Here is a 26,035-nt window from a genome sequence, read left to right as displayed (position 1 = left end):
TCTGGGCCTGCCGGTACCGTCGCAGAGATGGGCTACCGCGAGGTTGTGGTGCAGGCACCGCTGCGCGAGTTGGTCGAATGTCTGTGGACGTCCGACCGCCGTGGTGGGTCACGCATTCTTCCGGACGGTTGCATGGACCTCATCGAGGTCGGCGACGCCGTGCTGGTCGCCGGACCGGATACCACCGCATTCATCAGCGACCAGGACACTGTGCACGCCAAGGGGATTCGATTCCACCCTGGCGCACTGCCACGACTGCTGGGCATACCCGCGTCCGAGCTGCGCAACACTCGGATTCCGTTGCGTGAACTGCGACCTGATGTCGGTGGCGGTCCGTTGCTGGATGTCACCATGACACTGCTGCGAGGCGAACCGGCTGACGAGACCACTCCGTGGCCATTGCCTCAGCTCGCCGAGGTGACGGACAAGCTGGCCCACGGTGCGGCGGTGCACGTCCTTGCCGATGAGATGGGTTGGTCGGCAAGGAGTTTGCAACGCCAGTGCGCGGCGGTCTACGGGTACGGCCCGGCTACGGTGCGTCGGGTATTGCGGTTCCGCAACGCCGTCGGGATGCTGCGGGCCGACACGAGTGTGACCGATACCGCGGCCAGGGCGGGCTACTCCGACGCCCCGCATCTATACCGTGAGATCCGCGAGTTCGCCGGCGTCGGGGTGGCCGAACTGCGTCAGGATTCCAGTGCCGCGAACAGATCGACCGTCGTCCCATCCGGGTCGGTGACCGTCGCATAGCGCTGCCCCCATGGGGCGTCGAACGGTTTCAGGGTTGCCGGGTGGCCTGCGTCGACGAGCCGTTCGAAGAGTTCGTCCACCGCGGCGGGTGACCCGAGCCCGAAAGCCAGCGCCAGCCGGCCTGCCGACGTCGGCGGGGTCCACCCGGGGTGCATACCGGCGATGACCTCCTCGGTGTCGAATGCCAGCTTGTTGCCGCCGGGGAGTTCGACCTCGACGTGCGCACCGTCCGGTTCGGGGACCGCCAGCCCGAGCAAGCGGTAGAAGGTCAGTGATCGGCCCAGGTCGGCGGGCACGATCTCGATGACGGTGGAGGTCAGTGCGATATCCATGTCTCTGAGGTTATGCAGCCAAGGAGAGCGCTGTCGTGAACAAATCGGACAGGGTCGCCGCGGTCAGCCCAGCAGCGACGGAATGACGGCCTCGATCAGGTGGGGGCCCGACGCGGCGAACGCTTCGGTCAGTGCGGCGGCGAAGTCCTCGACGGTGGAGACCCGCCGGGCGGGCACTCCCATGCCTTCGGCGATCTTGCTGAAATCGATTGCCGGACGGCCTAAGTCGAGCAGGTCGCGAGCCTTGGGCCCCGGCGCATCCGCACTCTGGGCGCCCACCCGCTGCAGCTCGATGCGCAGGACGTCGTAGGCGCCGTTGTTGTAGATGACGGTGGTGATGTCGAGGTTCTCCCTGGCCTGGGTCCACAACGCTGAGATCGTGTACATCGCCGACCCGTCGGACTGCAGGCACAGCACCGGCCGCTGCGGTGCGGCCACCGCGGCACCGACCGCTGTCGGCAGACCGAAACCGATGGCGCCCCCGGTCAGGGTCAGCAGATCGTGAGCCGGCGCCCCGGCTGTCGCGGCAGGCAGCGTCGCGCCCGAGGTGTTCGCCTCGTCGACGATGATCGCGTTCTCCGGCAGCAGAGCTCCGATGACATCGGCAGCCGAAAAGGCCGTCAGCGGGCCGTTCGGGATGGCCGGGCGCGACAGCGATGCCACCGGCGCGCCGGTGCCAGGGGCCAGCTCCTCGGCCAGGGCGATGAGCGCGTCCGTCGCACCGAAAGGACCGGCGACAGCCTGTGCCGCACACCCCGGCGGGACCAGATCGCTGGGTTTGCCCGGATAGGCGAAGAACGACACCGGCGATGGCGCGCCCACCAGGATCAAGTGTCTGGCGCCCGCAAGCTGCGCTTGCGCGGCCTCGGCGAAATAGGCCAGCCGCTCGACGGCGGGAACTCCCGCGCCCCGCTCCAACCGGGTCGGGAATGTCTCGCAGAGCAGCGTGGCCCCGGTGGCGGCGGCAATCCGGGCGGCCGCGGCCAGCCCATCGCCGCGGGTGGCGTCGCCGCCGATCATCAGCACCGTCGGCTCACCGGAGCGAAAAGCGTTGGCGGCGAGCTGCATTTCCTCGTCGGTGACAGTCGGCGGTGTGATCACCGCCATGGCTGGGACGTCGGCCTGAACACCTTCGGTCCACGACACATCCGCGGGCAGGATGAGCGTCGAAATGTGTCCTGACCGGCTGGCCGCGATGGCCGCGGTGGTGTACGCGGCGACATCCTCGGTCCGGGATGCGCGATGGACCCAGCCCGAGACGCTGCCCGCCAACGCGTCGATATCGGATTCCAGTGGGGCGTCGTACTTCTTGTGATACGTGGCATGGTCGCCGACGATCACGACCATGGGGACGTGGGCGCGGCGCGCGTTGTGCAGATTCGCCAGACCGTTGCCCAGCCCAGGCCCCAGATGCAGCAGCACCGCAGCGGGGCCGCCGGTCATCCGCGCGTATCCGTCGGCCGCCCCGGTGGCAACGCCTTCGAACAGCGCCAGCACGGCCCGCATCCGCGGAACTCCGTCCAGGGCCGCGACGAAATGCATCTCGGAGGTGCCCGGATTGGCGAAGCACACCTCGACACCCTCGTCCACAAGTGTGTTGATCAGAGCGTGCGCGCCATTCATCGCCTCAACATACCGAGCGCACTATTCACGTATTTTTGACCGATGACCGACCCGCTTATCGACAGCCTGCGTCGAGCTGTCGACGGTGCCCCCGACGACATCGCGCTGCGGCTGCACCTGGCCGAGCTGTTACTGACCGCAGGCAACGTCGACGACGCGATCACCCACTGCGCCACCGTCCTGTCCCAGGATCCGGCTTCGGGGCCCGCACGTGCACTAATGGCCAGGGCGATGGGCCCGGCGCAGTCCACTCCCGCCGAATCTGCCGTGGAGACGGGCGGGTTCAACTGGTCGGCCGCCGAGCACGAGGTCAGCGGTATCGCCGAACCGATGTTTGTGACCGGTGACGACGAGCAAGCCGAACCGGCGACCTCGGCGTGGGAGGTCGAGAGCGCCGGGATCAGCCTCGCCGATGTCGGTGGCATGCGAGCCGTCAAGGACCGGTTGGAGGCGGCGTTCCTGGCGCCGATGCGCAATCCCGAACTGCGCAAGCTCTACGGCAAGAGCCTGCGCGGCGGCCTGATGCTCTACGGACCGCCCGGCTGCGGGAAAACGTTCATCGCCAGGGCCGTGGCAGGTGAGCTGGGCGCGCGGTTCGTCAGCGTCGGTCTGGCCGACATCCTCGACATGTACATCGGCAACTCCGAGCGCAACATCGCCGAACTGTTCAGGCTGGTGCGCCGCGAAGCACCGTGTGTGCTGTTTCTCGACGAGATCGACGCACTGGGCCAGAAGCGCAGTGGAACCCACAACGCCTCGATGCGCGGTGCCGTCGTCCAGCTGCTGACCGAGCTCGACGGGGTGGCGGGCCAGAACGAGGGCGTCTTCGTCCTCGCCGCGACGAACCAGCCGTGGGATGTCGACCCTGCGTTGCGCCGTCCGGGACGACTCGACCGCACGCTGCTGGTCCTACCGCCCGACGCCGAGGCGCGCGAGGCGGTGTTCCGCTACCACCTGCGGCACCGGCCGGTCGAGGGCATCGACCTGCGCCGGCTGGCCAAGGCCACCGAGGGGTTCTCCGGCGCGGATATCGCCCATGTCTGCGAGTCCGCATCGGAGCTGGCGCTGATGGACAGCGCCCGCAGCGGGCAGGCCCGGATGATCGGGATGGCCGATATCGAGGCCGCGCTGCGCGAGGTGCGCCCGTCGATCGGGGCGTGGCTGGAGACGGCCCGCAATGTCGTGCTCTTCGCCGACGAAGACGGCACCTACACCGAACTGCGCACCTATTTGAAGAAGGCCAAACGGCTGTGAATCCCGACCACTCGGCCGCCGCGGTGCGGCAGGCCGAGCAGCTGTTGGAGATCAACCGTCCACAGGAGGCGTTGCGAGCCCTGTCGGCGACGCTGGCGCAAGAACCCGACAACGTGACCGCGCTATGTCTGGCGGCACGAGCCGAACTGGGGCTCGCCGAACCGGAACGCGCCAGGGACTTCGCCGCTCGCGCAGCCGTCGCGGCCCCGACCTCGGAGTGGCCGATGCGCCTGCTGGCCCTGTCACTGGTGAGGATGAAGCGGCCCCAGGAGGCGTACGACGCCGCACGGACGGCCGTCGCGAATGCGCCCGACCTCTGGCAGACCCATCATGCGTTGGCGCATGTCTGCAGCTCCATGTTCGGGATGACGTCGGTGGCGTATGCCGCCGCACGCAACGCGATCGAGCGGGCACCGCTGGAGCCCGATCCCCACGCAATCCTGGGTCGCGTGGCCCTGGAATCCGGCGATCAGAAAACCGCCGAGCTGGCGCTGCGGGAGGCGCTGCGGCTCGACCCGAACCACACCGTGGCCCGTAACGACCTCGGCCGGCTACAGCTGCTCCGCAAAGACCACTTCGGCGCGGCTGATCATTTCGCCCAGGCCGCCGCCAGCGACGTCCGGCTCGATGTGGCTGCGCACAACATCGATATCGCGTTGACCTCGGCCGTGGCGCGGCTGTTCTTCTGGGTGTGGATCCTGCTGATCACCCTGGGCCGGATCGCGTTGCAGCTCAAAGGAATCGGCGCGGTCTGGGCTGGACTCGCCACTCTTGCGGTATTGATCGGGCTGGTGCTCTGGCAGCTGCGCGGCCTGGTGCCGGCACTGCGCGGGCGGCTCGGACCGTACCTGCGACTACTGCCGCACCGCGACCGGATGATGACGGCGAGCATCGGGCTGCTCGCCCTCGGCATGATCGCGCTGGCACTGATGTGCGTGCTGCCGTCGGCCTGGCGATGGCCGCCGGCAATCATCGGCGCAGTGGCGCTGATCGGCTCGCGAGTTCTGCTGGCTGTGCGCGCCCGACGCTCCAAGCGCTCCTAGCCCTCGCGGATGCCGTCCAACCGCTTCGTCGCCTCGTCGAAACCCGAGACCAGTTCGGCGATGATGTCGGCGACCGGGCGGATCTCGTTCATCCGGCCGACGATCTGACCGACCGGCATCGCGACCGTCGTCGGATCCGATGATTCACTCATGCGCTGGTGAGCCTCGCTGACCAGGATGTTCTGCAACGGCATCGGCAGTGGTTCCGGGGCGCCCTCGGCGTCCCAGGCTTCGGTCCAGCGACTCTTGAGCAGCCGCGCCGGTTTACCGGTGTAGATGCGGCGACGCACGGTGTCGCTCGACGTCGCGGCGAGCATCGCCTCCTGGATCACCGACCGGCCGGACTCCAACCGGACCCCGAGGTCGTACTCGGCGGCGGTCAGGAAGGCAGAGCCCATCCACACACCCTGCGCGCCGAGCGCCAGTGCCGCGGCCACCTGTCTACCGGTCCCGATCCCGCCGGCAGCAAGTACTGCCGCGCCCGAGGCGCGCAGCTCATCGCAGACCTCCGGCCACAGGACCATCGATCCGATCTCTCCGGTGTGCCCGCCGGCCTCGTGGCCTTGGGCGACGACGATGTCAACGCCGTTGTCGACATGTCGTCGGGCATGTGTGGCCGAACCGGCCAGCGCAGCGATCGGCACACCGGCTTCGTGTACCCGGTCGATGACGTCCTTCGGCGGCGACCCGAGCGCGTTGGCGATCAGCTTGATCGGATGCTTGAGCGCCACCTCGACATGGCTGCGCGCGACGGAGTGCAGCCAGCCGAGCACCCCTTCGGATTTCGCCTCGTCCACCGGCAGCGGCGGCACACCCAGGTCGGCGAGCGTCTTGTCGACGAAATCGCGGTGCGACTGCGGGATCAGCTTGTTGATGTCGACGCTGGTGCCCTCGGTCGGGACCTTGGCGGGCATGACGATATCGACGCCGTACGGCTTACCGTCGGTGTTCTCGTCCATCCACTGCAGGACGCTTTCCAGGTCATCGGCGTCGTTGAATCGCACACAGCCAAGCATTCCCAGGCCGCCGGCGCGACTGACCGCGGCGGCCACCTTCTCCGACGGAGTGAATACGAAGATCGGGTATTCGATTCCGAACCGCTCGCAGAGTTCGGTCTTCATGCCTGTGCCCCAGCGTGTTTGGCGTGCACGTCATCGGCGGGCCGCTCTTCGGTGGTGTCTTTGGCCCACCGATAGTCGGGCTTCCCCGCGGGCGAGCGCTTGATCTCCTCGACCAACCACAGACTGCGCGGCACCTTGTAGCCGGCTATCTCGTTGCGCACGAACGCATCGAGCTCAGCCAATGTCGGCTTGGCTCCTTCGCGAGGGTGCACCACCGCCGCGACGTGCTGGCCGAAGCGCGGATCCGGCACCCCGACCACGAGGGCGTCGAACACGTCGGGGTGACCCTTGAGGGCGGCCTCGACCTCTTCGGGGTAGATCTTTTCGCCGCCAGAGTTGATGGACACCGACCCGCGGCCCAGCATCGTGACGGTGCCGTCGGCTTCGACCTCGGCGAAATCGCCGGGAATGGCATAGCGGACACCATGGAACGTCTTGAACGTCTCGGCGGTCTTCTTCTCGTCCTTGAAGTAGCCGACTGGGATGTGGCCGCGCTTGGCGATCACCCCGCGCACCCCGGATCCCGGCTGCACCGGATTGCCGTCCTCGTCGAGGACCGCGGTGTTCTTGTCGATGGTGACGCGCGGACCGCCGGTGTGCGACTGCCCCTTGGCCACGACACTGGTACCGCCGAAGCCGGTCTCCGAGGAGCCGATCGAATCGGTGATGATGCGGTTGGGTAGCAGCTCGAGGAACTTCTCCTTGATGCTGGTGGAGAACAGCGCGGCTGTACTGGCCAAGAGAAACAGCGAGCTCAGGTCGTATTCGTTACCGGCGTCCTGGTGGGCCAGCAGTGCATCCAGCAGCGGTCGGGCCATCGCATCGCCGGTGAAGAACAGCAGGTTCACCTTGTGCTCGTGGATCATTCGCCAGACCTCGTCGGCGTTGAACTCCGGTGCCAGCACCACCGTTTGGCCCGAGAACAGCGACATCCAGGTCGCCGACTGCGTCGCACCGTGGATCATCGGCGGGATCGGCAGCCGGATCATCGGGGCGTTGGCCGCGGCCTGCTTGGACAGATCGAACTCGTCGGCGATCGGCTCCCCGGTGGCAAAGTCGGTGCCGCCGAACAACACTCGATAGATATCCTCATGACGCCACATGACCCCCTTGGGGAATCCGGTGGTGCCGCCGGTATAGAGCAGGTAGATGTCATCCTCGCTGCGCGGGCCGAAGTCACGCTCAGGTGAACCCTGCTCAAGGGCGGAGTAGAACTCGACGCCGCCGTAGCGCTGGTAGTCGTCCTCGGAACCGTCCTCGACCACCAGGATCGTCTTGACGTTCGGGGTTTCGGGCAGCACGTTGGCCACCCGGTCGGCATAGCGCCGCTCATGCACCAAGGCGACCATGTCCGAGTTTTCGAAGAGGTACTTGAGTTCGCCCTCGACGTAGCGGAAGTTGACGTTCACCAGGATGGCGCCGGCCTTGACCGTGCCGAGCATCGCGATGACGATCTCGATGCGGTTGCGGCAGTACAGTCCGACCTTGTCGTCCTTCTTGACGCCGTTGTCGATGAGATAGTGGGCGAAGCGGTTCGCCTTCTCCTCCAGCTCGGCGTAGGTGATCTGTTGATCGCCCGAAATGAGCGCAACACGGTCTGGCACGGCGTCAATGGCGTGCTCGGCAAGATCGGCGATATTCAGGGCCACGGGACCTAAACTAGAACGTGTTACATTTCGAGACAAGTCTGTGGCGACGATGCTGGAAGGCAGATACCTGTGAGTGAGCCGGAAAAAGGACCCGACGCCCTCGTTGAGCAGCGCGGACACATTTTGATCGTGACGCTGAATCGGCCGGAATCTCGTAACGCACTTTCCACTGAGATGCTCTCGATAATGGTCGACGCGTGGGACCGCGTGGACAACGATCCCGAGATCCGGTGCTGCATCCTCACCGGTGCGGGGGGCTACTTCTGCGCTGGGATGGACCTCAAGGCGGCCACCAAGGCGCCTCCAGGTGATTCATTCAAGAGCGGAAACTACGACCCGACGCGGATCGACGGCCTGCTGAAGGGCCGGCGACTCACCAAGCCCCTGATCGCCGCGGTCGAGGGCCCGGCCATCGCCGGCGGCACCGAGATCCTGCAGGGCACCGATATCCGGATCGCCGGCGAAAGCGCCAAGTTCGGTATCTCCGAAGCCAAGTGGAGCCTCTACCCGATGGGCGGCTCGGCGGTCCGGCTGGTGCGCCAGATTCCGTATACGATCGCCTGCGATCTCCTGCTCACCGGGCGACACATCACCGCCGCCGAAGCACTGGACTACGGGCTGATCGGCTACGTGGTGCCCGATGGCGGCGCGCTGGAGAAGGCACTGGAGATCGCCGAAGTGATCTGCAAGAACGGCCCGTTGGCTGTGCAGGCCATCCTGCGCTCGATCCACGAGACCGAGGGCATGCACGAGAACGACGCCTTCAAAATCGACACGAAGATCGGTATCGAGGTCTTCCTGTCCGATGATGCCAAGGAGGGCCCGCTGGCCTTCAAGGAGAAGCGCGCACCCAACTTCACGATGAAGTAGGGCTCTGCCCTGACTCCTGGTCTCAGTTCGGCATTTGTGAAATGTGGTCGGTTTTCGGCCCGCTTTCCCACCCACGATTCACACAAGCGGCACTGTCGGTGCGCATCGGCAGACTCCGACCATGGAAACGCCGTTCATCGGACGCGAAGCACTCGACTCCGGCCTGCTCACCCGCCACGCACTGCGCAGACGGTTCGACGCCATCTATCCAGGTGTCTACGTCGTGACGGGAACCCGGATCACGGCTCGCGAACGAGCACAAGCAGCCTGGTTATGGTCCAAACGCCGTGGCGTCATCGCGGGACGATCAGCTGCCGCCCTGCATGGCGCCAAGTGGTGCGACGGCCGGGCCCCCGCCGAGATGCTCTACCCCAACCGACGTCCGCCGAGGGGAGTTCGGACCTGGGCCGACGCTATCGATGCAGACGAGATCGTGACCATTGGTGGGATAAGGGTGACCACCCCAGCCCGAACCGCACTTGACCTTGCCCGACGCAACCCGCTCGACTCGGCGGTCGCTGAGATCGACGCGTTGCTGAATGCCACTCGGACCAAGGTCGCCGATGTCGAGCTACTGACGGAACGACGCAGGGGCGACAAGGGAATTCGCAACGCCCGGGTAGTGCTGGATCTCGTCGATCCTGGCGCGGAATCACCGCGCGAGACATGGCTGCGGCTGTTGATCGTTCGTGCCGGATACCCGCGGCCGCAGACCCAGATCCCAGTGACCGACGAATTCGGGCAGACCGTCGCGCGGGCCGACATGGGCTGGTCCGTGCTGAAGCTCGCGGTCGAGTACGACGGTGATCATCATTGGACAGACCGTCGCAGATTGGCGGCAGACATCAGACGGACCGAACTACTGAAGGAACTCGGCTGGATCGTCATCCGGGTGACCGCCGAGGACACACCTGAGACGATCCGGCGTCGGATCGCCGCGGCCTGGGCTCAGCGAGGCGCTGCGGTTCCCGCGTTTGTGAATCCTGGGCGGAATCGGGGCCTCAAAGCCGCCAAGGATTCACGAACGTGACTGGTCGATTCGATCTAGTCGAGCACCCGGGCCGTCGGGGTGAACACCACCGGCATCGCCTCGGGGCCGCTGACGAAGTTGGCCGGCCGCAACGGTATCGCAGCGCCGTCGGCCAGGCGCAGATCCGGCAGCCGCTGCAACACCCGCTTCGTCATCATCGACAGCTCGAGGCGGGCCAGCTGATTACCGAGGCAGAAGTGCGCGCCGAACCCAAATGCCACGTGGCTGTTCGGATTCCGGTCAATACGGAAATTCTCCGGATCACCGAAGACTGACTCGTCGAAGTTCGCCGACTCGAACATCAGCATGATCTTCTCGCCCTCGCGCAGATCGGTGCCGTGGAACGCGGTGTCGGCGGTCAGCGTCCGGCACATGTTCTTCACCGGCGACGTCCAGCGCAGCATCTCCTCTATCGCGGCGGGCAGCAGATCAGTATCGGCCACCAGTCGCTCCCACTGATCCCGGTGCCGGAGCAGCTGTTCGGTGCCGCCGGACAACGTGTGCCGGGTGGTCTCGTCGCCGCCGATCAGGATCAGCAGCGTCTCCATGACGATCTCGTCGTCGGCCATCCGCTGTCCGTCGACCTCGGCGTTGACCAGGATGCTGAACAGGTCTTCGGTCGGTTCGGCGCGCCGCTTGGCGATCATCTCCATCGTGTACGCGTTGTAGGCGCCGAACGCCTCCATCGTCGCTTGTATCGTCGCTTCGTCGATATTGGAGCTGAGCCCGGACACCAGGTCGTCGGACCACTTGAGCAGCGTGCCGCGTTCCTCGGGCAGTACACCGAGCATGTCGCCGATCACCGCCATCGGCAGCGGGGCGGCGATATCGCGGACGAAATCGCACTCACCGCGCTCGCAGACCGAATCGATCAGGGTGTCACAGAGGACACCGATCGAGGGGACTTTGTCCATCACCCGTTTGCGGGTGAATCCGGCGTTGACCATCTTGCGCCGCAACACATGTGCCGGATCGTCCATATCGATCATGTACGGCATCCCCGGGGTGTCCGGCCGGATGCCACCGGTCGACGAGAACAGTTCGGGATTGCGTTCGGCGTCGAGCACCGCCTGATAACTCGCCGCGGCCGCCAACCCGTTGCGATCGCGAAACACCGGCTGGTTCGCCCGCATCCACCGGTAGGCCGCGCGCGCGTTGCCGTCGGCGTAGAAGTTGCCGTCGGTCAGGTCTACGTCAAGGCCAGTCCCTGAGACAGCGTCAGCAATGGTGGATGTCATGTCACTCCGTGATCTCGTGCGCGTCGCCAAAAGTCATCTCGACATTGGCAGAGGACTGGCTGGCAAATGCCCGTTTCGGTAAACCGAGGGACCTGAGCTCCTCGGCGTAGGGGTGGTCGCCGAGCCGGAGCCGAGCGCCGCCGACGCGGGCGCTCAGGCCGGAATTTCGCATCTCCCAAGCGATTTCGCGAGTCACGCCGCCGGTGTGACTGTAGGTCTTGAGTACCTGCGGCTTAGCGGTCAGCGCGGACGGGATGGGCACGCCGCGGCTGTACTCGATGCCCGCGATCAGCTTGCCGCCCTCGCTGACGTCGAAGTCGAACTTCGGCGTCTCGCGCACCGTGAAGTCGGCCATGATCTTCGGGAAACCCCAGATGGTCCGCCCAGCCTCAAGCGTGAAGCTCTGGTTGACCGGCAGATGGTGGATGAATGCCGCCGCCGAGCCGAGGCCCTTGATCCCCCGCGCGCCCGATCCGGGCGGCCGCACCATCACCGCGGTACCGAACTCGTGATACCTGCCCAGGTCGCCGTCGATGTAGCGGACCAGCATCAGCATCGTCACCGCGCGACCGGGCCGGTACTCGAAGACCCGCAGGCCGCTGTAATCGATCATCCGCTGAGCGGCGTCGGCCGCGACGGAGAACATCGCGACGTGGGTGTCGGCCTTGCGGATCCGGACCGGCATGGTGAGCACCGTCCCGGCAATGGTGTGTTGGGAGACGGGTTCGGTATCGGTCATCCGAATAATCTAGAACGTGTTCTAGACAACTTGCAATAAGTGTCTACACCAGGGTGGACAACTCCTGGATCTGCTCTACGGTGCGCGCACCCACCACCATCGTGGTGACGCCCGCGGCTTCCCATTCGACGATCTGCTTGCGCACGTAGTCGAGGTCGCCGACGATCGCCGCGTCGTCCACCAGCTCGTCGGGAATGACCTTGGCTGCATCATCTTTGCGGTCACTGCGGAAGAGCGCCGTCACCTCGTCGACGACGTCGGAGTAGCCCATCCGGCGATAGACGTCGGCGTGGAAGTTGGTGTCCTCGGCGCCCATCCCGCCCATGTAGAGGGCGAGGTGCGGCTTGATCATCTCCAGTACCGAGGAGCGGTCGTCGGTGACGACGACCTGTGCGGTGGCGCAGATCTCGAAGTCCTCGCGGCTGCGCCGCGCCCCGGGCCGGGCGAAGCCTTCGTCGAGCCATTCGTTGTACATCGGCGCCAGTCGCGGGCTGTAGAAGATCGGCAGCCAGCCGTCGCAGATCTCGGCGCACATCGCGACGTTCTTGGGGCCCTCGGCGCCCAGCATGATCGGAATATCCGCACGTAGCGGGTGCACGATCGGCTTCAGCGCCTTGCCGAGGCCAGACGTGCCCTCACCGGTCAACGGCAGTGGGTAGTGCGGTCCCGGACTGGTCACCGGCGCCTCACGCGCCCAGACCTGGCGGATGATGTCGATGTACTCACGGGTGCGGGCCAACGGCTTGGGGAACTTCTGCCCGTACCAGCCCTCCACCACCTGGGGGCCGGACACTCCGAGCCCCAGAACGTGCCGGCCGCCGGAGAGGTGATCCAGGGTCAGCGCCGCCATCGCGCAGGCGGTCGGGGTACGCGCCGACAGCTGCACCACCGACGTGCCGAGCCGCATCCGCTGCGTCGCCGACCCCCACCACGCCAACGGCGTGTAGGCGTCCGAGCCCCACGCCTCGGCGGTGAACAGGATGTCGAAATCCGCCGCTTCCGCCGCGGAAACGAGCTGCGCGTGATTGGTCGGCGGTTGCGCGCCCCAATATCCGAGCTGGAGTCCCAGTTTCATCCGAGCTTTCCTTTCTGGGAGCCTTCCTTGACCCCGATTACTAGAACCTGTTCTACTCGATGCTGTGACCGCCAGCCAGAGCAGCCCGGCGCTGATGAATCAGCATGAGCCGCCGCTTTCCGCACCGCTGAAACTTTCATTCGACTACACCCGTTCGGTCGGTACGACGCTTAGCGCGTTCTTCACCGCCCTTCGCGAACGCCGCATCGTCGGAGTCCGCGGATCGGACGGCCGGGTATTCGTGCCGCCGGCCGAGTACGACCCCGTCACCTACGAGCAGTTGACGGAGATCGTACCGGTGAGCAGTGTCGGCACGATCGAGTCGTGGACCTGGCAGTCGACGCCGGTAGAGGGCCAGCCTCTGGACCGCCCGTTCGCGTGGGCGCTGATCAAACTCGACGGGGCCGACACCTCGTTGCTGCACGCTGTCAGCGCCGAGTCGTCGGACGCCATCAGCACCGGCACCCGGGTGCACGCGCACTGGGTGGACGAGCCGACCGGATCGATCACGGACATCGCCTACTTCGAGTTGGGTGCGGACCCAGAGGAAGTGCCGGACGCCGCGCCGGACGAGCGCGACCCCGTCACCATGCTGGTGGTGCCGACCTGGATCGAGATCCAGCACACCGCTTCACTTCCCGAGAGCACGTTCCTGCGCGCGCTGGAGCAGGGCAAACTGCTCGGCGCCCGTTCCGGAGAGAACGGAAAGGTGTACTTCCCGCCCAAGGAGGCCGACCCGGCGACCGGCAAGGAACTCGACAACTACGTCGAACTGCCGGACAAGGGCACGGTCACCACGTTCGCCGTCATCAACATCCCGTTCGCCGGGCAGCGCATCAAACCGCCTTATGTGGCGGCGTACATCCTGCTCGACGGCGCGGATATCGCCTTCCTGCACCTGGTCACCGAGATCGAAGCCGCCGACGTCCGGATGGGCATGCGGGTAGAGGCGGTGTGGAAACCCAAGGAGGAGTGGGGTCTTGGGATCGACAACATCGACCATTTCCGGCCTTCGGGTGAGCCCGACGCCGAGTACGACTCCTACAAGCACCACCTGTAAAGGCGACCGATGACCGATGTAGCTGTGGTGGGGTTTGCGCACGCCCCACACGTCCGCCGTACCGAAGGCACCACCAACGGCGTCGAGATGCTGATGCCGTGCTTCGCCGAGCTGTATGCCGAACTGGGAATCAAGCAGACAGATATCGGATTCTGGTGCTCCGGATCGTCGGATTACCTTGCCGGCCGGGCTTTCTCGTTCATTTCGGCGATCGACTCGATTGGTGCGGTGCCGCCGATCAACGAGTCCCACGTCGAGATGGACGCCGCTTGGGCGCTCTACGAGGCGTACATCAAACTGCTGACCGGCCAGGTGGAGACCGCCCTGGTCTACGGGTTCGGCAAATCCAGTGCGGGCATCCTGCGCCGGGTGCTGACCCTGCAGACCGACCCGTACACCGTTGCGCCGCTATGGCCCGACTCGGTGTCGATGGCCGGTCTGCAGGCCCGGTTCGGCCTGGACTCGGGCAAGTGGACCGCCGAGCAGATGGCTCAGGTCGCACTGGATTCCTTCGGCTACTCCGACCGGGTGGACAGCGAGAAATCGGCGAAATCGATTGACGAGCTGCTCGATCGGCCGTTCTTCGCCGACCCGCTGCGCCGCCACGACATCGCGCCCATCACCGACGGCGCGGCCGCGATCGTACTGGCCTCCGGCGACAAGGCCCGCGAGCTGCGGGAGAACCCGGCGTGGATCACCGGGATCGAGCATCGAATCGAAACCCCGATCCTCGGCGCCAGGGATCTGACCGGATCGCCGTCGACGGCGGCCTCGGCGGCGGCCGCGACCGGTGGCGACGCCGGCTCCATCGATATCGCCGAGCTGCACGCTCCGTTCACCCACCAGCAGTTGATCCTCACCGAGGCGATCGGGCTGGGCGGGTCGACGAAGGTTAACCAATCCGGCGGCGCACTCGCGGCCAACCCGATGTTCGTCGCCGGGCTGGAACGCATCGGCTTTGCGGCACAACACATCTTCAACGGCTCCGCGCAGCGGGTTCTGGCCCACGCCACCAGCGGTCCTGCGCTGCAGCAGAATCTGGTCGCGGTCATGGAAGGCGGGAAATAGTCATGGCAGGTCAGCTAGCAGCCGTCCTCGGCACCGGGCAGACCAAGTACGTCGCCAAGCGCAAGGACGTCACCATGAACGGGCTGGTGCGCGAGGCGATCGACCGGGCGCTGGCCGACGCGGGCTCGACCTTCGACGACATCGATGCCGTCGTGGTCGGCAAGGCGCCCGACTTCTTCGAGGGTGTCATGATGCCCGAGCTCTTCATGGCCGACGCCGTGGGCGCGACGGGCAAGCCGCTGATCCGGGTGCACACCGCCGGTTCGGTCGGCGGCTCGACCGCGATCGTGGCGGCCAGCCTGGTCCAGTCGGGCAAGTACAAGCGCGTGCTGGCGATGGCTTGGGAGAAGCAGTCCGAATCGAATGCCATGTGGGGGTTGTCGATTCCGGTTCCGTTCACCAAACCGGTCGGCGCGGGCGCGGGCGGCTACTTCGCCCCGCACGTGCGGGCCTACATCCGTCGCTCCGGCGCGCCCGAGCACATCGGCGCCATGGTGGCGGTCAAGGACCGGCTCAACGGCGCCAAGAATCCGCTGGCCCACCTGCATCAGCCCGACATCACACTGGAGAAGGTGATGGCTTCCCAGATGCTGTGGGATCCAATCCGATTCGACGAGACCTGCCCGTCCTCGGATGGCGCGTGCGCGCTGGTGATCGGTGACGAACAGGCCGCCGAGGCCCACCTTGCCGACGGCAACCCCGTCGCCTGGATCCACGCGACGGCGCTGCGCACCGAACCGCTGGCCTACTCGGGCCGCGACCAGGTGAACCCGCAGGCCGGCCGGGACGCCGCCAAGGCGCTGTGGCGCGACGCCGGGATCACCAGCCCGATCGACGAGATCGACGTCGCCGAGGTCTACGTGCCGTTCTCCTGGTTCGAGCCGATGTGGTTGGAGAATTTGGGATTTGCGCCAGAAGGCAGCGGTTGGAAACTCACCGAGGCCGGTGAGACGGCCATCGGCGGCCGGATCCCGTTCAATCCGTCCGGCGGCGTGCTGTCGTCGAACCCGATCGGCGCATCGGGCATGATCCGGTTCGCCGAATCCGCCATCCAGGTGATGGGCAAGGCCGGCGACCACCAGGTCGAGGGGGCCCGTAAGGCGCTTGGCCACGCCTATGGTGGTGGCTCGCAGTACTACTCGATGTGGGTCGTCGGCTCCGAAAAACCAGCCAAGCCGGCGTCGTGACCCGCATGCAGTACACCGTCAGCATCGCGTTCAGCCCGCTCGACCAGCTCATCGAAATTGCAAAGGCTGCCGAGGAACTCGGTTTCGACAGCATCGCGCTCCCGGACTCGATCTTCTACTTCGAGAAGCAGTCCGTCGACTATCCGTACACCGCCGACGGCAAGCGGATGTTCGATGAGAACTCGCCGTGGGTTGATCCGTTGATCCTGGCGGGTGCGTTGGGGGCGGTGACGTCGAAGCTGCGTTTCTACACCAACGTGATGAAGCTCGGCTCCCGCAATCCGCTGCTGCTGGCCCGCCAGGTCGGCTCGGTGGCGAACCTGACCAACAACAGGTTCGGCTTCGGTGTCGGGATTGGCTGGGCTCCTGAGGAATTCGAGTGGTGTGGGGTGCCCTACGCCAAGCGAGGCAAACGGGTCGACGAGATGATCGACGTCATCAAGCAGGTGCTTGCCGGCGGCATGGTCGAATTCCACGGCGACTTCTACGATTTCGACCGGCTGCAGATGAGCCCCGCGCCGTCGGCGCCGGTGCCGTTCTACGTCGGGGGGCACACCGACGTAGCGCTGAAGCGCGCCGTCCGGATCGGCGACGGCTGGACCAGCGCGATGATGACGTGTGACCAACTGGGCGAGACCATCAGCCAGCTCAAGAAGCTGCTGGCCGACGCCGGACGCGCCGACGATCCGTTCGAATACCAGGCCGTGTGCATCGATAAATTCGGCGTCGACGGCCACCGCGACCTGGTCGCGGCCGGCGTCACCGACTACATCGGCATCCCGTGGGTGTTCGAAGGCCTCGCCTTCGACGCACCGGTCGACAAGAAGATCGACTCGATGAAGCGCTTCGCCGACACCTATATCCACTCGGGCTGGCAGGAGGGTGGGAGTGAGTGAGGATCGCAGCGAGGAACGAGCGAGGACCGGAGCGAGCGAGGTAGGAGCAGGAGGGTGGGAGTGAGTGAGGATCGCAGCGAGGTAGGAGCGGGAAGCGTGACTGTCACCAATCCTGAGGCCCCGGTACACCTGGCCGGGAAGCGCTCCCGGGAAGCCGCGATGGCCGGCGACAAAGAGGCCTGGCTGGCTCTCTTCGCCGACGATGCAATCGTCGAAGATCCGATCGGAAAGTCGCATTTCGATCCGGAAGGCAAGGGGCACCGCGGCAAACAAGCGCTCGCGAAGTTCTTCGATATGGCGATCGCCCCGAGCCAGTTGGAGTTCAACTTCGCCCAGACCTACCAGTGCGGTGACGAGGAGGCCAATGTCGGCAACATCGTCATCGTCGCCAGCGGCTTCCGGGTGGTGGCTGAAGGCGTGTTCACCTATCGGGTGAACGACGCCGGCAAGATCGTGGCACTACGTGCGTTTTGGGAGTTGGACCGGGCGACGGCGAGCGCACGACCGGTGTAGTCGCTTTGCGGCCGCTCGCCGCGCCCGCGTACCGTTGGTGAGGTTCCCTGTTCGCTTCGTAAACCCCCGATTTGTAGATCTGAAACCTTGCCTCGATTCCCCCGTAAATTCGTCCGTTTCGCAGTATCGGTGGCCCTTCTCACTGTGGGTATCAGTGGTTGCGCGCCGGCGGAGACTGGTGGCAGCAGCGCACAGACCAGCGCCCCGAGCCTGCCGACCGTGCCGTACGCGCCGACGACCACCTCGAAGACCCCCAGCACAGCGGACACCGTCGACTATCGCCGTCTGCTGCTGACGGCCGCGGAGCTCAGCGATGCAGAGGACACCTTCCAGCAGCGATCGCAGGAATCCCAGCCGAACGGCCTGCCCGGGGCCAGCGCTTTCTACGTCAACGACAAAGACACCCGGGCGGTCAGCGATACCTTCCTGGTTTATCAGGATGCTGCTACCGCGACGGCGACGCTGCATCAGGCGGCCGGCACCATGACAACCCTTGTCGAGGGCGGCACGCCTACTCCGATCCCCGTCGGCACCGATGGCGTCATGATCTCCGGCACCTACCCCGACCAGGACAAAGACGTCACCCTGATGCTCTTCACCGAGGGCAAGGCGCTGGTCCGGATGGAATTCCAGAGCGCGAAGGGCGACCCGACGACGGCCAAGTTCGTCACCAGCGTCGGCAAGATGCAGCAGATCGCCCTGCGGGTGGGTCTCGACGACTCGCCATAACCGTTAATGCCCAGCTAGGAGCCCTCGCATTGCGCATAGCCGGGGAAAAACTGTAACGTGTTCTAGTTAGTAGTACTGACTGGAGGCGCGAAGTGACCACTGAAACAGCCCACAGCGGAATTCGCGAGATCGACACCGGCACGCTGCCCGATCGCTTTGCCCGCGGATGGCACTGCCTGGGACCTGTGAAGGACTTCCTCGACGGCCAGCCGCACGGGATCGAGATCTTCGGCACCATGCTGGTGGTCTTCGCCGATTCCCAGGGCGAGCTGAAGGTCCTCGACGGCTACTGCCGGCATATGGGCGGCAACCTGTCCCAGGGCACCATCAAGGGCGACGAGGTGGCCTGCCCGTTCCACGACTGGCGTTGGGGCGGCGACGGCAAATGCAAGTTGGTGCCCTACGCCAAGCGCACGCCGCGACTGGCTCGCACCCGTTCGTGGGAGACCGATGTCCGCGGTGGCCTGCTGTTCGTCTGGCATGACCATGAAGGAAACGGGCCGACGCCGGACGTCCGCATCCCCGAGATCCCCGAGTTCGCCGACGACCAGTGGACCGACTGGCGGTGGAACACGATGCTCATCGAGGGCTCCAACTGCCGCGAGATCATCGACAACGTCACCGATATGGCGCACTTCTTCTACATCCACTACGGCCTACCGACGTATTTCAAGAACGTCTTCGAAGGCCACATCGCGTCGCAGTACCTACACAACGTCGGGCGTCCGGATATCAACGACATGGGCACCACCTACGGCGAGGCCCATCTCGACTCCGAGGCCTCCTATTTCGGACCGTCGTTCATGATCAACTGGCTGCACAACAACTACGGCGGTTTCAAGGCCGAGTCCATCCTGATCAACTGCCACTATCCGGTGAGTCAGGATTCGTTCGTGCTGCAGTGGGGCGTCATCGTCGAGAAGCCGAAAGGCCTGGACGAAAAGACCACCGACAAGCTGGCTCGCGTCTTCACCGAAGGCGTCAGCAAGGGCTTCCTGCAGGACGTCGAGATCTGGAAGCACAAGACCCGCATCGACAATCCGCTGCTGGTCGAAGAGGACGGCGCGGTCTACCAGATGCGGCGTTGGTATCAGCAGTTCTATGTAGACGTCGCTGACGTGACCGCCGACATGACCGACCGCTTCGAGGTGGAGGTCGACACCACCGCCGCCAACGAGAAGTGGCAGGTGGAGGTCGCGGAGAACCTCAAGCGTCAGGAACTCGAGAAGGCCCAGCAGCCAACAGAGGTGTCTTAGTCATGACCCCGCCGAAGGACGCACCGGACGTCGACGAGCTCGCCCGATCGATGGTGCTCCTCCACGGCGGTCATGACGATGAGGATCACGACCATGATCACGCCGCCGGCCGGGCCGGACCATGGAGCAAGGCACCGAATTTCGCATCAGACCCGGACCGGGCCGCCGCGGTTCGCGCCGCCACCGCCCGGGACCGGGAGCGCTATCTCACCTCAGGGCTGGCGCCGGTCGACTGCCGGTTCTGCCATGTGACGGTGGAAGTCAAGAAACTCGGGCCGGAACACACTGCGGTGCAGTGGAATTCCGAGGCGACGGCACGCTGTGCATACTTTGCCGAGGTGCGTGCGTGCGGCGGCCAGAGTAGCCGCAGCAAGTCGTGCCCGAAGTTGAGCGACAGCATCAAACATGCAGTCGCCGAGGGTTGTCTGGAGAAAGTGTCCAGCGCCCCATCCCCCGGCGACGGCTGACGTCCCGGCGCTGAAGCGACACCAGAGCCGTTCGACCGACTCGATGTCATAGGGCACGATTGCCTCAGGCAGGACACTCGTCGGCAGTGCGCGCAGGGGCGCGAGCCAACGCGAATGGCCGAAACCCCGAGGGAGGTCGATCGTGCTGCACCGGATGGCGCTACTAGCCATCGCAGCGCCCCGACGAATACTCCTCGCGGCGGCGCTGTTCCTGGCTGTTGCCGCGGTGTTCGCGATCCCGACGGCGAGCAGCCTGTCCTCGGGCGGGTTTCAGGATCCTTCGGCGGAATCCTCGCGTGCCACCCGGATACTGGGAGAGAAGTTCGGTCAGGGCGACATCCAGCTGCTTTTCCTGGTGACTTCGGCAGACGGTGCCCTCGGCCCGGCGGCCCGGGCCGCTGGGCTGGATGTCGTCAACAAGCTCGTGGGAGTGCCACACGTTTCGAACGTCAGGTCACCGTGGACCTCGCCGCCTTCTGTGCGCGCCGGCCTGGTCAGCGGGGACGGGCGATCGGGCATGATCGTGGCGGATGTTGCCGGTGGTGAGCGGGACGCCCCTCGGCGCGCGCAGGCGCTGGCCGCCGAGGTCTCGGGATCGGTACTCCCGAACCACCCTGGTGTCACGGTTCAACCGGGCGGTCCCGCCACGGTGTACGCGCAGATCAGCTCGCAGACCGAGCGGGATGTGATGGTCATGGAGTCCATCGCCGTACCGGTGAGCTTCGTGGTGCTGGTGTGGGTGTTCGGGGGCCTGCTCACCGCAGCGCTACCGATCGTGGTGGGCGGGCTCGCGATAGTCGGGTCCATATCGGTGCTGCGCCTCATCGCGATGTACACCGAAGTATCCATCTTCGCGCTCAGCCTCTCTGCGGCGCTCGGGTTGGCCCTGGCCATCGACTACACGTTATTGATCGTCAGCCGCTACCGCGACGAACTCTTCGAGGGCACCGAGCACGATGAGGCGCTGGTCCGAACCATGCGGACCGCAGGGCGCACAGTCGTGTTCTCGGCGACGACGGTGGCCCTGTCGACTGCGGTGATGGCGCTGTTCCCGATGCCGTTTCTCAGGTCGTTCGCCTACGCGGGCGTCGCCACCGTGGTGTTGTGCGCGCTGAGCACGCTTGTCGTCGCGCCCGCGGCCATCGTGCTCCTTGGTCCCCGCATCGACGCCCTGGACGTACGCCGTGGCATACGCCGGCTACTGCGTCGCGACGAACAGCCACCACGGCCGGCCAGCCAGTCGTTCTGGTACCGCTGGACCAAAACGGTGATGCGACGCTCAGTGGTGATCGGCCTGGCGGGGGCCGGGGCGCTGATCCTGCTCGGCCTCCCCTTCCTCGGCGTCAAGTGGGGTTTCCCGGACGACCGGGTGCTGCCTCCCACGGCGTCGGCTCATCAGGTCGGGGACCGATTGCGATCGGATTTCGCCACGAACTCGGAGACCGCGGTGACGGTGGTCATACCCGACGCCGACGGCCTGACGCCGGCCGACCTCGACGGCTACGGGGCCCGGCTCTCGCGCGTCCACGATGTATCTGCGGTCAGCACACCTACCGGAACCTTCGTCGGCGGCGAACAGATAGGTCCCTCGACGGGCGCTTCCGGTATCTCCGGCGGCAGCGCCTACCTGACCGTCGGTAGCGACGCATCGCTGCTCTCCGACGACTCCGACGTGCTGCTCGATCGTCTGCACGACACCGCCACGCCCGGGGATCGCACCGTCCTGTTCACCGGCATGGCCCAGATCGACCGCGACAGCGTGGACGCCATCACCTCCCGCATGCCGATCGTGCTGGCGGTGATCGCAGCCATCACGTTCGTGTTGCTCTTCCTACTGACCGGCAGCGTGGTGCTACCGGTCAAGGCCCTCATCCTCAACGTCTTGTCATTGACAGCCTCGTTCGGTGCGCTGGTCTGGATCTTCCAAGACGGGCACCTGGGAGCGCTGGGCACCAGCCACAGCGGAGTGCTGGTCGTCAACATCCCGGTGCTGTTGTTCTGCATCGCATTCGGACTGTCGATGGACTACGAGGTGTTTCTCATCGCCCGGATCCGCGAATACTGGATGGCGTCGGAAGGTAGCGACGCCGACAACGACGAGAGCGTCGCACTCGGCTTGGCCCACACCGGGCGGGTGGTCACGGCAGCCGCGCTGATCATGTGCATTTCGTTCGCGGGCCTGATCGCTGCCCAGGTGTCATTCATGCGAATGTTCGGTGTGGGTCTGACGCTGGCGGTGGCGGTGGACGCCACCTTGGTCCGCATGGTGCTGGTGCCTGCGTTCATGCACATCCTGGGGCGGTGGAACTGGTGGGCGCCCTCGCCGCTGAGGCGGCTGCACGACCACATCGGGCTGACTGAGCGCGCGTAGCCGGATCGGGGCACTCGCGCCTCCCGAAAATTTTCTCCTCCGTCAACCCAGCCGCTTGCCCGGCAGCTTCGAATGACTTCATGCGGTGGCTGCGCAGGCGATGGCGCTCGCCGCGACGACCGTGGGATTCGCACGATGCATTCGGTGCTGGCCAGGCAAAGGAGTCGCAGGTGAACAGGGGTAACGGAACCACGCGGGAGCTCACCACAGCGCATCAGCATGTGGGTGCCCACCGAGGCGGCGCCCACCCGGTCTTCGACGCCCACTGGCTGGGCGGCGTCCGCGCTGCCGTGCGAGCACATTTGAACGATTTCGTGGAACAGCAGTGCCTGCCAGATCTGGGCGGCACAGGAGTCGACACTGCCAGTGAGGTGCTGAGCCGGTTTGTCGACGGCGGCAAGTTCGTCCGATCGACATTCATGTACCTGGGTTGGTTGTGCGGTGCTCAGGAAGACGATGCAGCACTGCGTGCCGCCACCAGCCTCGAGCTCCTGCACGCATTCGCGCTCATGCAGGACGACGTCATGGATGAATCGGCACTACGCCGCGGCCGGCCGGCCGCGCACGTGTTGTTCGGACAGTGGCACCGTCATCGTGGCCTGCCGGGCTCGTCGGAGCGGTTCGGTGAGTCGGCGGCGATACTGCTCGGAGATCTCTGTCTGGTGTGGGCGGAAAAAGCGCTGCGCACAAGCGGCATTGGCGCCGATGCATTGGTACGAGTGTGGCCCCGCTACGACGACATGCGCATCGAGCTGGCGATCGGGCAGTTCGCAGATCTGGTCAACGACTCGCCCTCCTTCCCCACCTTCGACGAGGTACTCGACGTGCTCAGACGTAAATCGGGCAATTACACCGTGCGCCGACCGTTGGAGATCGGAGCCGCGATGGCCGGCTGCTCATCCGAGGTCATCGACGCACTCGGCGGCTACGGCGCCGTCATCGGCGAAGCGTTCCAGCTGCGGGACGACGTGCTGGCCATATCGGGTTCGCCACTGGTGACGGGCAAACCGGTCACCACCGACTTGGCGGCACAGAAGGCCACCAGCGTCGTCGTCGCCGCATATCAACTGGCCGATTCCACGCTCCGGCGACAACTCACCGAACTGATGAGCAGCCCCGCGCCGGGTCCGGCCGAGACGGAACGTTGGCGAGCTCTGATCATCGCCAGCGGAGCGGTGCAATGGATCGAGCAACTCATCCACGAGCGGCTCGCTGCGGCACTGCGCTGCCTGGATGCCACCGGTATCCCGCAAAACACTCGCGCTGCACTGGAAGACATGGCCGTCGTCTGCACGGAAAGGGCCGCATGATGCGCACCGTCGAGGGAAGAACTGACCGGGTGGTCGTCGTAGGCGCCGGATTGTCGGGGTTGTCGGCGGCGCTGCAACTGGCCGGCCGCGGACACGCTGTCACGGTGGTCGAACGGGCCGACCATCCCGGTGGCCGCGTCGGCCGTGCCGATATCGCCGGCTACCGAATCGACACCGGACCGACTGTGCTGACAATGCCCGACATCATCGATGAGGCCTTCGCCGCGGTCGGTGAAACGCTCACCGACCGCCTCGAGCTGCAACCGGTGCATCCCGCGTACCACGCCAGGTTCGCCGACGGCACCGAAATCGCGGTCCACTCCGAGCCGACGGCGATGTTCGACGAGATCGAACGGTTCGCCGGCCGGGGTGAGGCCGATGCTTACCTGGAGTTGCGCGCGTGGCTGACCAAGCTGTACGCGACCGAATTCGACGGCTTCATCGGCGCCAACTTCGATTCCCCCCTGTCGCTGCTGACCCCACAGCTGGCCAAACTCGTCGCGATGGGCGGATTCCGGCGGTGGGAGAAGGTGATTCGTCGCTTCCTCAGTGACGAGCGACTGCTTCGGGTGTTCACCTTCCAGGCACTCTACGCGGGAGTGCCACCGCAGAGTGCGTTGGCGGTCTATGCGGTGATCGCGTACATGGACACCATCGCCGGCGTGTACTTCCCGCGCGGCGGCATGCGGGCACTGCCGGACGCCATGGCCGCCGCCGCCGCCGACGCCGGGGTCGAGTTCGTCTATGGCGCAACGGTTTCTGAGTTCGAATGGAACGGCTCCCGAGTGAGCGCAGTCCGCACCGCGGCCGGCCGTCGCGTAGCCGCAGACGCCGTGGTGCTCACCACCGAGTTGCCCGACACCTATCGGCTGCTGGGTCGCACCCCACGACGGCTGCTGCGGTTGCGGCCGGCGCCGTCGGCGGTAGTCGCCCACGTGGGCTGCGCCGACGTCGGGGACCGGCTCGGGCACCATACGATCCTGTTCGGGGACGCCTGGCAACAGACGTTCCGAGACATCATCGACAACGGCAAGGTCATGGGGGACCCGTCACTGTTGGTCACGCGGCCAACCGCCGGCGATCCCAGCCTGGCGCCGCCCGGCCGCGATCTGCTCTACGTGCTGGCACCGGCACCCAATACCGATGTGGGACAAATCGATTGGGACGCCACCTCATCGGCCTATACCGACCACATGTTGAGAACAGTCAAGACACGGCTGCCTCAACTCGGTGATGATATGGAGGTCTTGTCCGTGGTCACCCCGGCAGACTGGCGGCGCCAGGGCATGGCGGCAGGCAGTCCGTTCGCCCTGGCGCACACTTTCGGCCAGACCGGCCCCTTCCGGCCGGCCAACACCGTGCGCGGGGTGGACAACGTGGTGCTCGCCGGCTCGTCGACAGTGCCCGGCGTGGGGGTGCCCACCGCAATCATGTCCGGCCGACTCGCCGCCGACCGGATAACCGGAGCATCAGCGCGCCACCCGCGTCGCCAGGTGACCCCACGATGATGCGGTCAGAACTCGACGCGGCCGGTGTCAGGGAGCCAGCGCTGCGCGAGGCCTATCGGCAGTGCCGCCAGATCAACGCCCGGGCAGGAAAGACCTTCTTCCTGGCCACCCGGCTACTGTCTCCCAGCCAGCGCCCCGCCGTGCACGCGCTCTACGGGTTTGCCCGGCGCGCCGACGACATCCTCGACGACTTCGACGACTCTCGGGGCAAAGACCTGCGCGCCGAGCAGCTGCAGCAGTTCTCCAACCGACTGTTCGACAGCGTGAACGGGGACTACCGCTGCGGCAACGATCCGACGTTGACGGCAGTGGTGGACACGGCGCGCAAGTACGACATCGGATGGGATCTCTTCGACGACTTCCTGGCGTCCATGCGGATGGACCTGAGCGTGACCGATTACCCGAACCGGGCGGCACTGGAGCGCTACATGTACGGGTCGGCCGAGGTGATCGGACTGCAGCTGCTGCCCGTGCTCGGCACTGTCGGGCCGCGCGAGGAGGCCGCGCCGTACGCAGCGGCGCTGGGAAAAGCGTTCCAGCTGACCAACTTCCTTCGGGATGTCGACGAAGACCTGCGTCGGGGCCGGATCTATCTACCCGCAGACGAACTCGCCGCCCACGGCGTCGACCGTGACCTGCTGACGTGGTGCCAGTCCAACCGGCGGATCGATAGCCGCGTACGCCGGGCTCTGGCCGAGCAGCACGCGATCGCGCGCGCCGTCTACGCCGAGGCTCAACCCGGCATACCCACCCTGCACCCCGCCTCGCGTCCGTGTGTCTCCGTGGCGTTGACGCTCTACTCGGAGATCCTCGACAGAATCGAGGACATGGACTTCGAGATCTTCGGGCAGCGCGCCTCGGTCGGGCAGGTACGGCGACTCACGATGGCCGCCGCCGGCATCGCTCGGGCTTGGCAGGCGCGGCTGCGTCACGGGATTCGGTGACG

General features: G+C 65.9%; 24 protein-coding genes. 17 read left to right on the top strand and 7 right to left on the bottom strand.

The genetic code is table 11. The annotated features are described in order from the left end of the window. Positions 1 to 27: 27 nt before the first annotated feature. Complete coding sequence (locus H7J73_RS32965; RefSeq protein ID WP_264072061.1) at positions 28 to 750, top strand: AraC family transcriptional regulator; 723 nt, start codon at positions 28 to 30, stop codon at positions 748 to 750. Here H7J73_RS32965 and H7J73_RS32960 read toward each other — a convergent pair. Together H7J73_RS32960 and H7J73_RS32955 are read right to left on the bottom strand one after the other, a co-directional pair. Beyond that, positions 687 to 1,082, bottom strand: a complete 396-nt coding sequence (locus H7J73_RS32960) for a VOC family protein (protein WP_264072060.1) — start codon at positions 1,080 to 1,082, stop codon at positions 687 to 689. The genes H7J73_RS32965 and H7J73_RS32960 overlap by 64 nt on opposite strands. A gap of 63 nt (positions 1,083 to 1,145) precedes the next feature. Further along, on the bottom strand, positions 1,146 to 2,705 hold the full coding sequence (locus H7J73_RS32955) for an acetolactate synthase large subunit (RefSeq protein ID WP_264072059.1): 1,560 nt from the start codon (positions 2,703 to 2,705) through the stop codon (positions 1,146 to 1,148). Between the two features lie 42 nt (positions 2,706 to 2,747). On the opposite strand from H7J73_RS32955, the gene H7J73_RS32950 reads away from it, so the two are divergent. Both H7J73_RS32950 and H7J73_RS32945 read left to right on the top strand, forming a co-directional pair. Next, positions 2,748 to 3,959 carry an ATP-binding protein gene (locus tag H7J73_RS32950; RefSeq protein ID WP_264072058.1) on the top strand — a complete coding sequence of 404 codons (1,212 nt, stop codon included), beginning with the start codon at positions 2,748 to 2,750 and terminating at the stop codon, positions 3,957 to 3,959. Beyond that, positions 3,956 to 5,002, top strand: coding sequence for a tetratricopeptide repeat protein (locus H7J73_RS32945; RefSeq protein ID WP_264072057.1), 1,047 nt, complete (start codon positions 3,956 to 3,958; stop codon positions 5,000 to 5,002). Before H7J73_RS32950 ends, H7J73_RS32945 begins: the two co-directional genes overlap by 4 nt. Here H7J73_RS32945 and H7J73_RS32940 read toward each other — a convergent pair. Both H7J73_RS32940 and H7J73_RS32935 read right to left on the bottom strand, forming a co-directional pair. Continuing rightward, a complete protein-coding gene (locus H7J73_RS32940) occupies positions 4,999 to 6,123 on the bottom strand; it encodes an NAD(P)H-dependent flavin oxidoreductase (protein ID WP_264072056.1) in 1,125 nt (374 codons plus the stop codon). The two genes, H7J73_RS32945 and H7J73_RS32940, sit on opposite strands and share 4 nt — an antisense overlap. Beyond that, on the bottom strand, positions 6,120 to 7,772 hold the full coding sequence (locus H7J73_RS32935; RefSeq protein ID WP_264072055.1) for a medium/long-chain-fatty-acid--CoA/3-oxocholest-4-en-26-oate--CoA ligase: 1,653 nt from the start codon (positions 7,770 to 7,772) through the stop codon (positions 6,120 to 6,122). The genes H7J73_RS32940 and H7J73_RS32935 overlap by 4 nt, the downstream gene beginning before the upstream one ends. 69 nt (positions 7,773 to 7,841) lie before the next feature. Between H7J73_RS32935 and H7J73_RS32930 the strand changes: the two genes are divergently transcribed. Next, positions 7,842 to 8,642: a crotonase/enoyl-CoA hydratase family protein gene (locus H7J73_RS32930; protein ID WP_264072054.1), complete on the top strand. Its 801-nt coding sequence runs from the start codon at positions 7,842 to 7,844 to the stop codon at positions 8,640 to 8,642. A gap of 121 nt (positions 8,643 to 8,763) precedes the next feature. Continuing rightward, positions 8,764 to 9,672, top strand: a complete 909-nt coding sequence (locus H7J73_RS32925; protein WP_264072053.1) for a type IV toxin-antitoxin system AbiEi family antitoxin — start codon at positions 8,764 to 8,766, stop codon at positions 9,670 to 9,672. Between the two features lie 14 nt (positions 9,673 to 9,686). Here H7J73_RS32925 and H7J73_RS32920 read toward each other — a convergent pair whose 3' ends face one another. Genes H7J73_RS32920 through H7J73_RS32910 form a run of 3 tightly spaced genes read right to left on the bottom strand, consistent with a single transcriptional unit; the run spans position 9,687 to position 12,724 of the window. After that, positions 9,687 to 10,910, bottom strand: coding sequence for a cytochrome P450 (locus H7J73_RS32920; protein WP_264072052.1), 1,224 nt, complete (start codon positions 10,908 to 10,910; stop codon positions 9,687 to 9,689). A gap of 1 nt (position 10,911) precedes the next feature. Continuing rightward, entirely contained in the window at positions 10,912 to 11,649 is a 738-nt protein-coding gene (locus tag H7J73_RS32915) for an acetoacetate decarboxylase family protein (RefSeq protein ID WP_264072051.1), read from the bottom strand. Between the two features lie 43 nt (positions 11,650 to 11,692). Beyond that, positions 11,693 to 12,724, bottom strand: a complete 1,032-nt coding sequence (locus tag H7J73_RS32910; RefSeq protein ID WP_264072050.1) for an LLM class F420-dependent oxidoreductase — start codon at positions 12,722 to 12,724, stop codon at positions 11,693 to 11,695. A gap of 64 nt (positions 12,725 to 12,788) precedes the next feature. Between H7J73_RS32910 and H7J73_RS32905 the strand changes: the two genes are divergently transcribed. The 12 genes from H7J73_RS32905 (at position 12,789) to H7J73_RS32850 (ending at position 26,033) form a co-directional block, all read left to right on the top strand. Then, positions 12,789 to 13,784 carry a Zn-ribbon domain-containing OB-fold protein gene (locus tag H7J73_RS32905; protein ID WP_264072049.1) on the top strand — a complete coding sequence of 332 codons (996 nt, stop codon included), beginning with the start codon at positions 12,789 to 12,791 and terminating at the stop codon, positions 13,782 to 13,784. A gap of 9 nt (positions 13,785 to 13,793) precedes the next feature. After that, entirely contained in the window at positions 13,794 to 14,852 is a 1,059-nt protein-coding gene (locus tag H7J73_RS32900; protein ID WP_264072048.1) for a thiolase family protein, read from the top strand. Positions 14,853 to 14,854: 2 nt separating this feature from the next. Continuing rightward, positions 14,855 to 16,039 carry a thiolase family protein gene (locus H7J73_RS32895; RefSeq protein WP_264072047.1) on the top strand — a complete coding sequence of 395 codons (1,185 nt, stop codon included), beginning with the start codon at positions 14,855 to 14,857 and terminating at the stop codon, positions 16,037 to 16,039. Between the two features lie 5 nt (positions 16,040 to 16,044). Further along, positions 16,045 to 16,935: a TIGR03619 family F420-dependent LLM class oxidoreductase gene (locus tag H7J73_RS32890; RefSeq protein ID WP_264072114.1), complete on the top strand. Its 891-nt coding sequence runs from the start codon at positions 16,045 to 16,047 to the stop codon at positions 16,933 to 16,935. A 96-nt stretch (positions 16,936 to 17,031) separates the two neighbouring features. After that, positions 17,032 to 17,448 carry a nuclear transport factor 2 family protein gene (locus H7J73_RS32885; protein ID WP_264072046.1) on the top strand — a complete coding sequence of 139 codons (417 nt, stop codon included), beginning with the start codon at positions 17,032 to 17,034 and terminating at the stop codon, positions 17,446 to 17,448. 129 nt (positions 17,449 to 17,577) lie between these two features. Further along, positions 17,578 to 18,177 (top strand): hypothetical protein, encoded by a 600-nt coding sequence (locus H7J73_RS32880; RefSeq protein WP_264072045.1) that lies wholly within the window; start codon positions 17,578 to 17,580, stop codon positions 18,175 to 18,177. 92 nt (positions 18,178 to 18,269) lie between these two features. Continuing rightward, positions 18,270 to 19,433, top strand: a complete 1,164-nt coding sequence (locus H7J73_RS32875) for a 3-ketosteroid-9-alpha-monooxygenase, oxygenase component (protein ID WP_264072044.1) — start codon at positions 18,270 to 18,272, stop codon at positions 19,431 to 19,433. 2 nt (positions 19,434 to 19,435) lie between these two features. After that, complete coding sequence (locus H7J73_RS32870; protein WP_264072043.1) at positions 19,436 to 19,900, top strand: hypothetical protein; 465 nt, start codon at positions 19,436 to 19,438, stop codon at positions 19,898 to 19,900. A gap of 142 nt (positions 19,901 to 20,042) precedes the next feature. Then, positions 20,043 to 22,271, top strand: a complete 2,229-nt coding sequence (locus tag H7J73_RS32865; protein WP_264072042.1) for an MMPL family transporter — start codon at positions 20,043 to 20,045, stop codon at positions 22,269 to 22,271. A 221-nt stretch (positions 22,272 to 22,492) separates the two neighbouring features. Beyond that, a complete protein-coding gene (locus H7J73_RS32860) occupies positions 22,493 to 23,581 on the top strand; it encodes a polyprenyl synthetase family protein (protein WP_435405627.1) in 1,089 nt (362 codons plus the stop codon). Further along, the gene (gene crtI / locus H7J73_RS32855) at positions 23,581 to 25,089 is read left to right on the top strand and encodes a phytoene desaturase family protein (RefSeq protein WP_264072111.1); all 1,509 of its coding nucleotides are present in this window, start codon (positions 23,581 to 23,583) and stop codon (positions 25,087 to 25,089) included. Before H7J73_RS32860 ends, crtI begins: the two co-directional genes overlap by 1 nt. Then, positions 25,086 to 26,033 (top strand): phytoene/squalene synthase family protein, encoded by a 948-nt coding sequence (locus H7J73_RS32850; protein ID WP_264072041.1) that lies wholly within the window; start codon positions 25,086 to 25,088, stop codon positions 26,031 to 26,033. Before crtI ends, H7J73_RS32850 begins: the two co-directional genes overlap by 4 nt. Positions 26,034 to 26,035 lie beyond the last annotated feature (2 nt).

Source organism: Mycolicibacterium komossense, assembly GCF_025822605.1.
In the GTDB taxonomy this organism is placed as follows: domain Bacteria; phylum Actinomycetota; class Actinomycetes; order Mycobacteriales; family Mycobacteriaceae; genus Mycobacterium; species Mycobacterium komossense.
The sequence above is the reverse complement of the archived record's forward strand: the minus strand, read 5'-3'. Positions and strand labels throughout refer to the sequence as shown.

Excerpts from the sequence above, each read along its gene's own strand:
- H7J73_RS32960 (WP_264072060.1), bottom strand. The coding sequence starts at position 1,082 with ATGGATATCGCACTGACCTCCACCGTCATCGAGATCGTGCCCGCCGAC.
- H7J73_RS32920 (WP_264072052.1), bottom strand. The coding sequence starts at position 10,910 with ATGACATCCACCATTGCTGACGCTGTCTCAGGGACTGGCCTTGACGTA.
- H7J73_RS32955 (WP_264072059.1), bottom strand. The coding sequence starts at position 2,705 with ATGAATGGCGCGCACGCTCTGATCAACACACTTGTGGACGAGGGTGTC.
- crtI (WP_264072111.1), top strand. The coding sequence starts at position 23,581 with ATGCGCACCGTCGAGGGAAGAACTGACCGGGTGGTCGTCGTAGGCGCC.
- H7J73_RS32900 (WP_264072048.1), top strand. The coding sequence starts at position 13,794 with ATGACCGATGTAGCTGTGGTGGGGTTTGCGCACGCCCCACACGTCCGC.
- H7J73_RS32915 (WP_264072051.1), bottom strand. The coding sequence starts at position 11,649 with ATGACCGATACCGAACCCGTCTCCCAACACACCATTGCCGGGACGGTG.
- H7J73_RS32890 (WP_264072114.1), top strand. The coding sequence starts at position 16,045 with ATGCAGTACACCGTCAGCATCGCGTTCAGCCCGCTCGACCAGCTCATC.
- H7J73_RS32895 (WP_264072047.1), top strand. The coding sequence starts at position 14,855 with ATGGCAGGTCAGCTAGCAGCCGTCCTCGGCACCGGGCAGACCAAGTAC.
- H7J73_RS32850 (WP_264072041.1), top strand. The coding sequence starts at position 25,086 with ATGATGCGGTCAGAACTCGACGCGGCCGGTGTCAGGGAGCCAGCGCTG.
- H7J73_RS32870 (WP_264072043.1), top strand. The coding sequence starts at position 19,436 with ATGACCCCGCCGAAGGACGCACCGGACGTCGACGAGCTCGCCCGATCG.
- H7J73_RS32940 (WP_264072056.1), bottom strand. The coding sequence starts at position 6,123 with ATGAAGACCGAACTCTGCGAGCGGTTCGGAATCGAATACCCGATCTTC.
- H7J73_RS32925 (WP_264072053.1), top strand. The coding sequence starts at position 8,764 with ATGGAAACGCCGTTCATCGGACGCGAAGCACTCGACTCCGGCCTGCTC.
- H7J73_RS32910 (WP_264072050.1), bottom strand. The coding sequence starts at position 12,724 with ATGAAACTGGGACTCCAGCTCGGATATTGGGGCGCGCAACCGCCGACC.
- H7J73_RS32965 (WP_264072061.1), top strand. The coding sequence starts at position 28 with ATGGGCTACCGCGAGGTTGTGGTGCAGGCACCGCTGCGCGAGTTGGTC.
- H7J73_RS32950 (WP_264072058.1), top strand. The coding sequence starts at position 2,748 with ATGACCGACCCGCTTATCGACAGCCTGCGTCGAGCTGTCGACGGTGCC.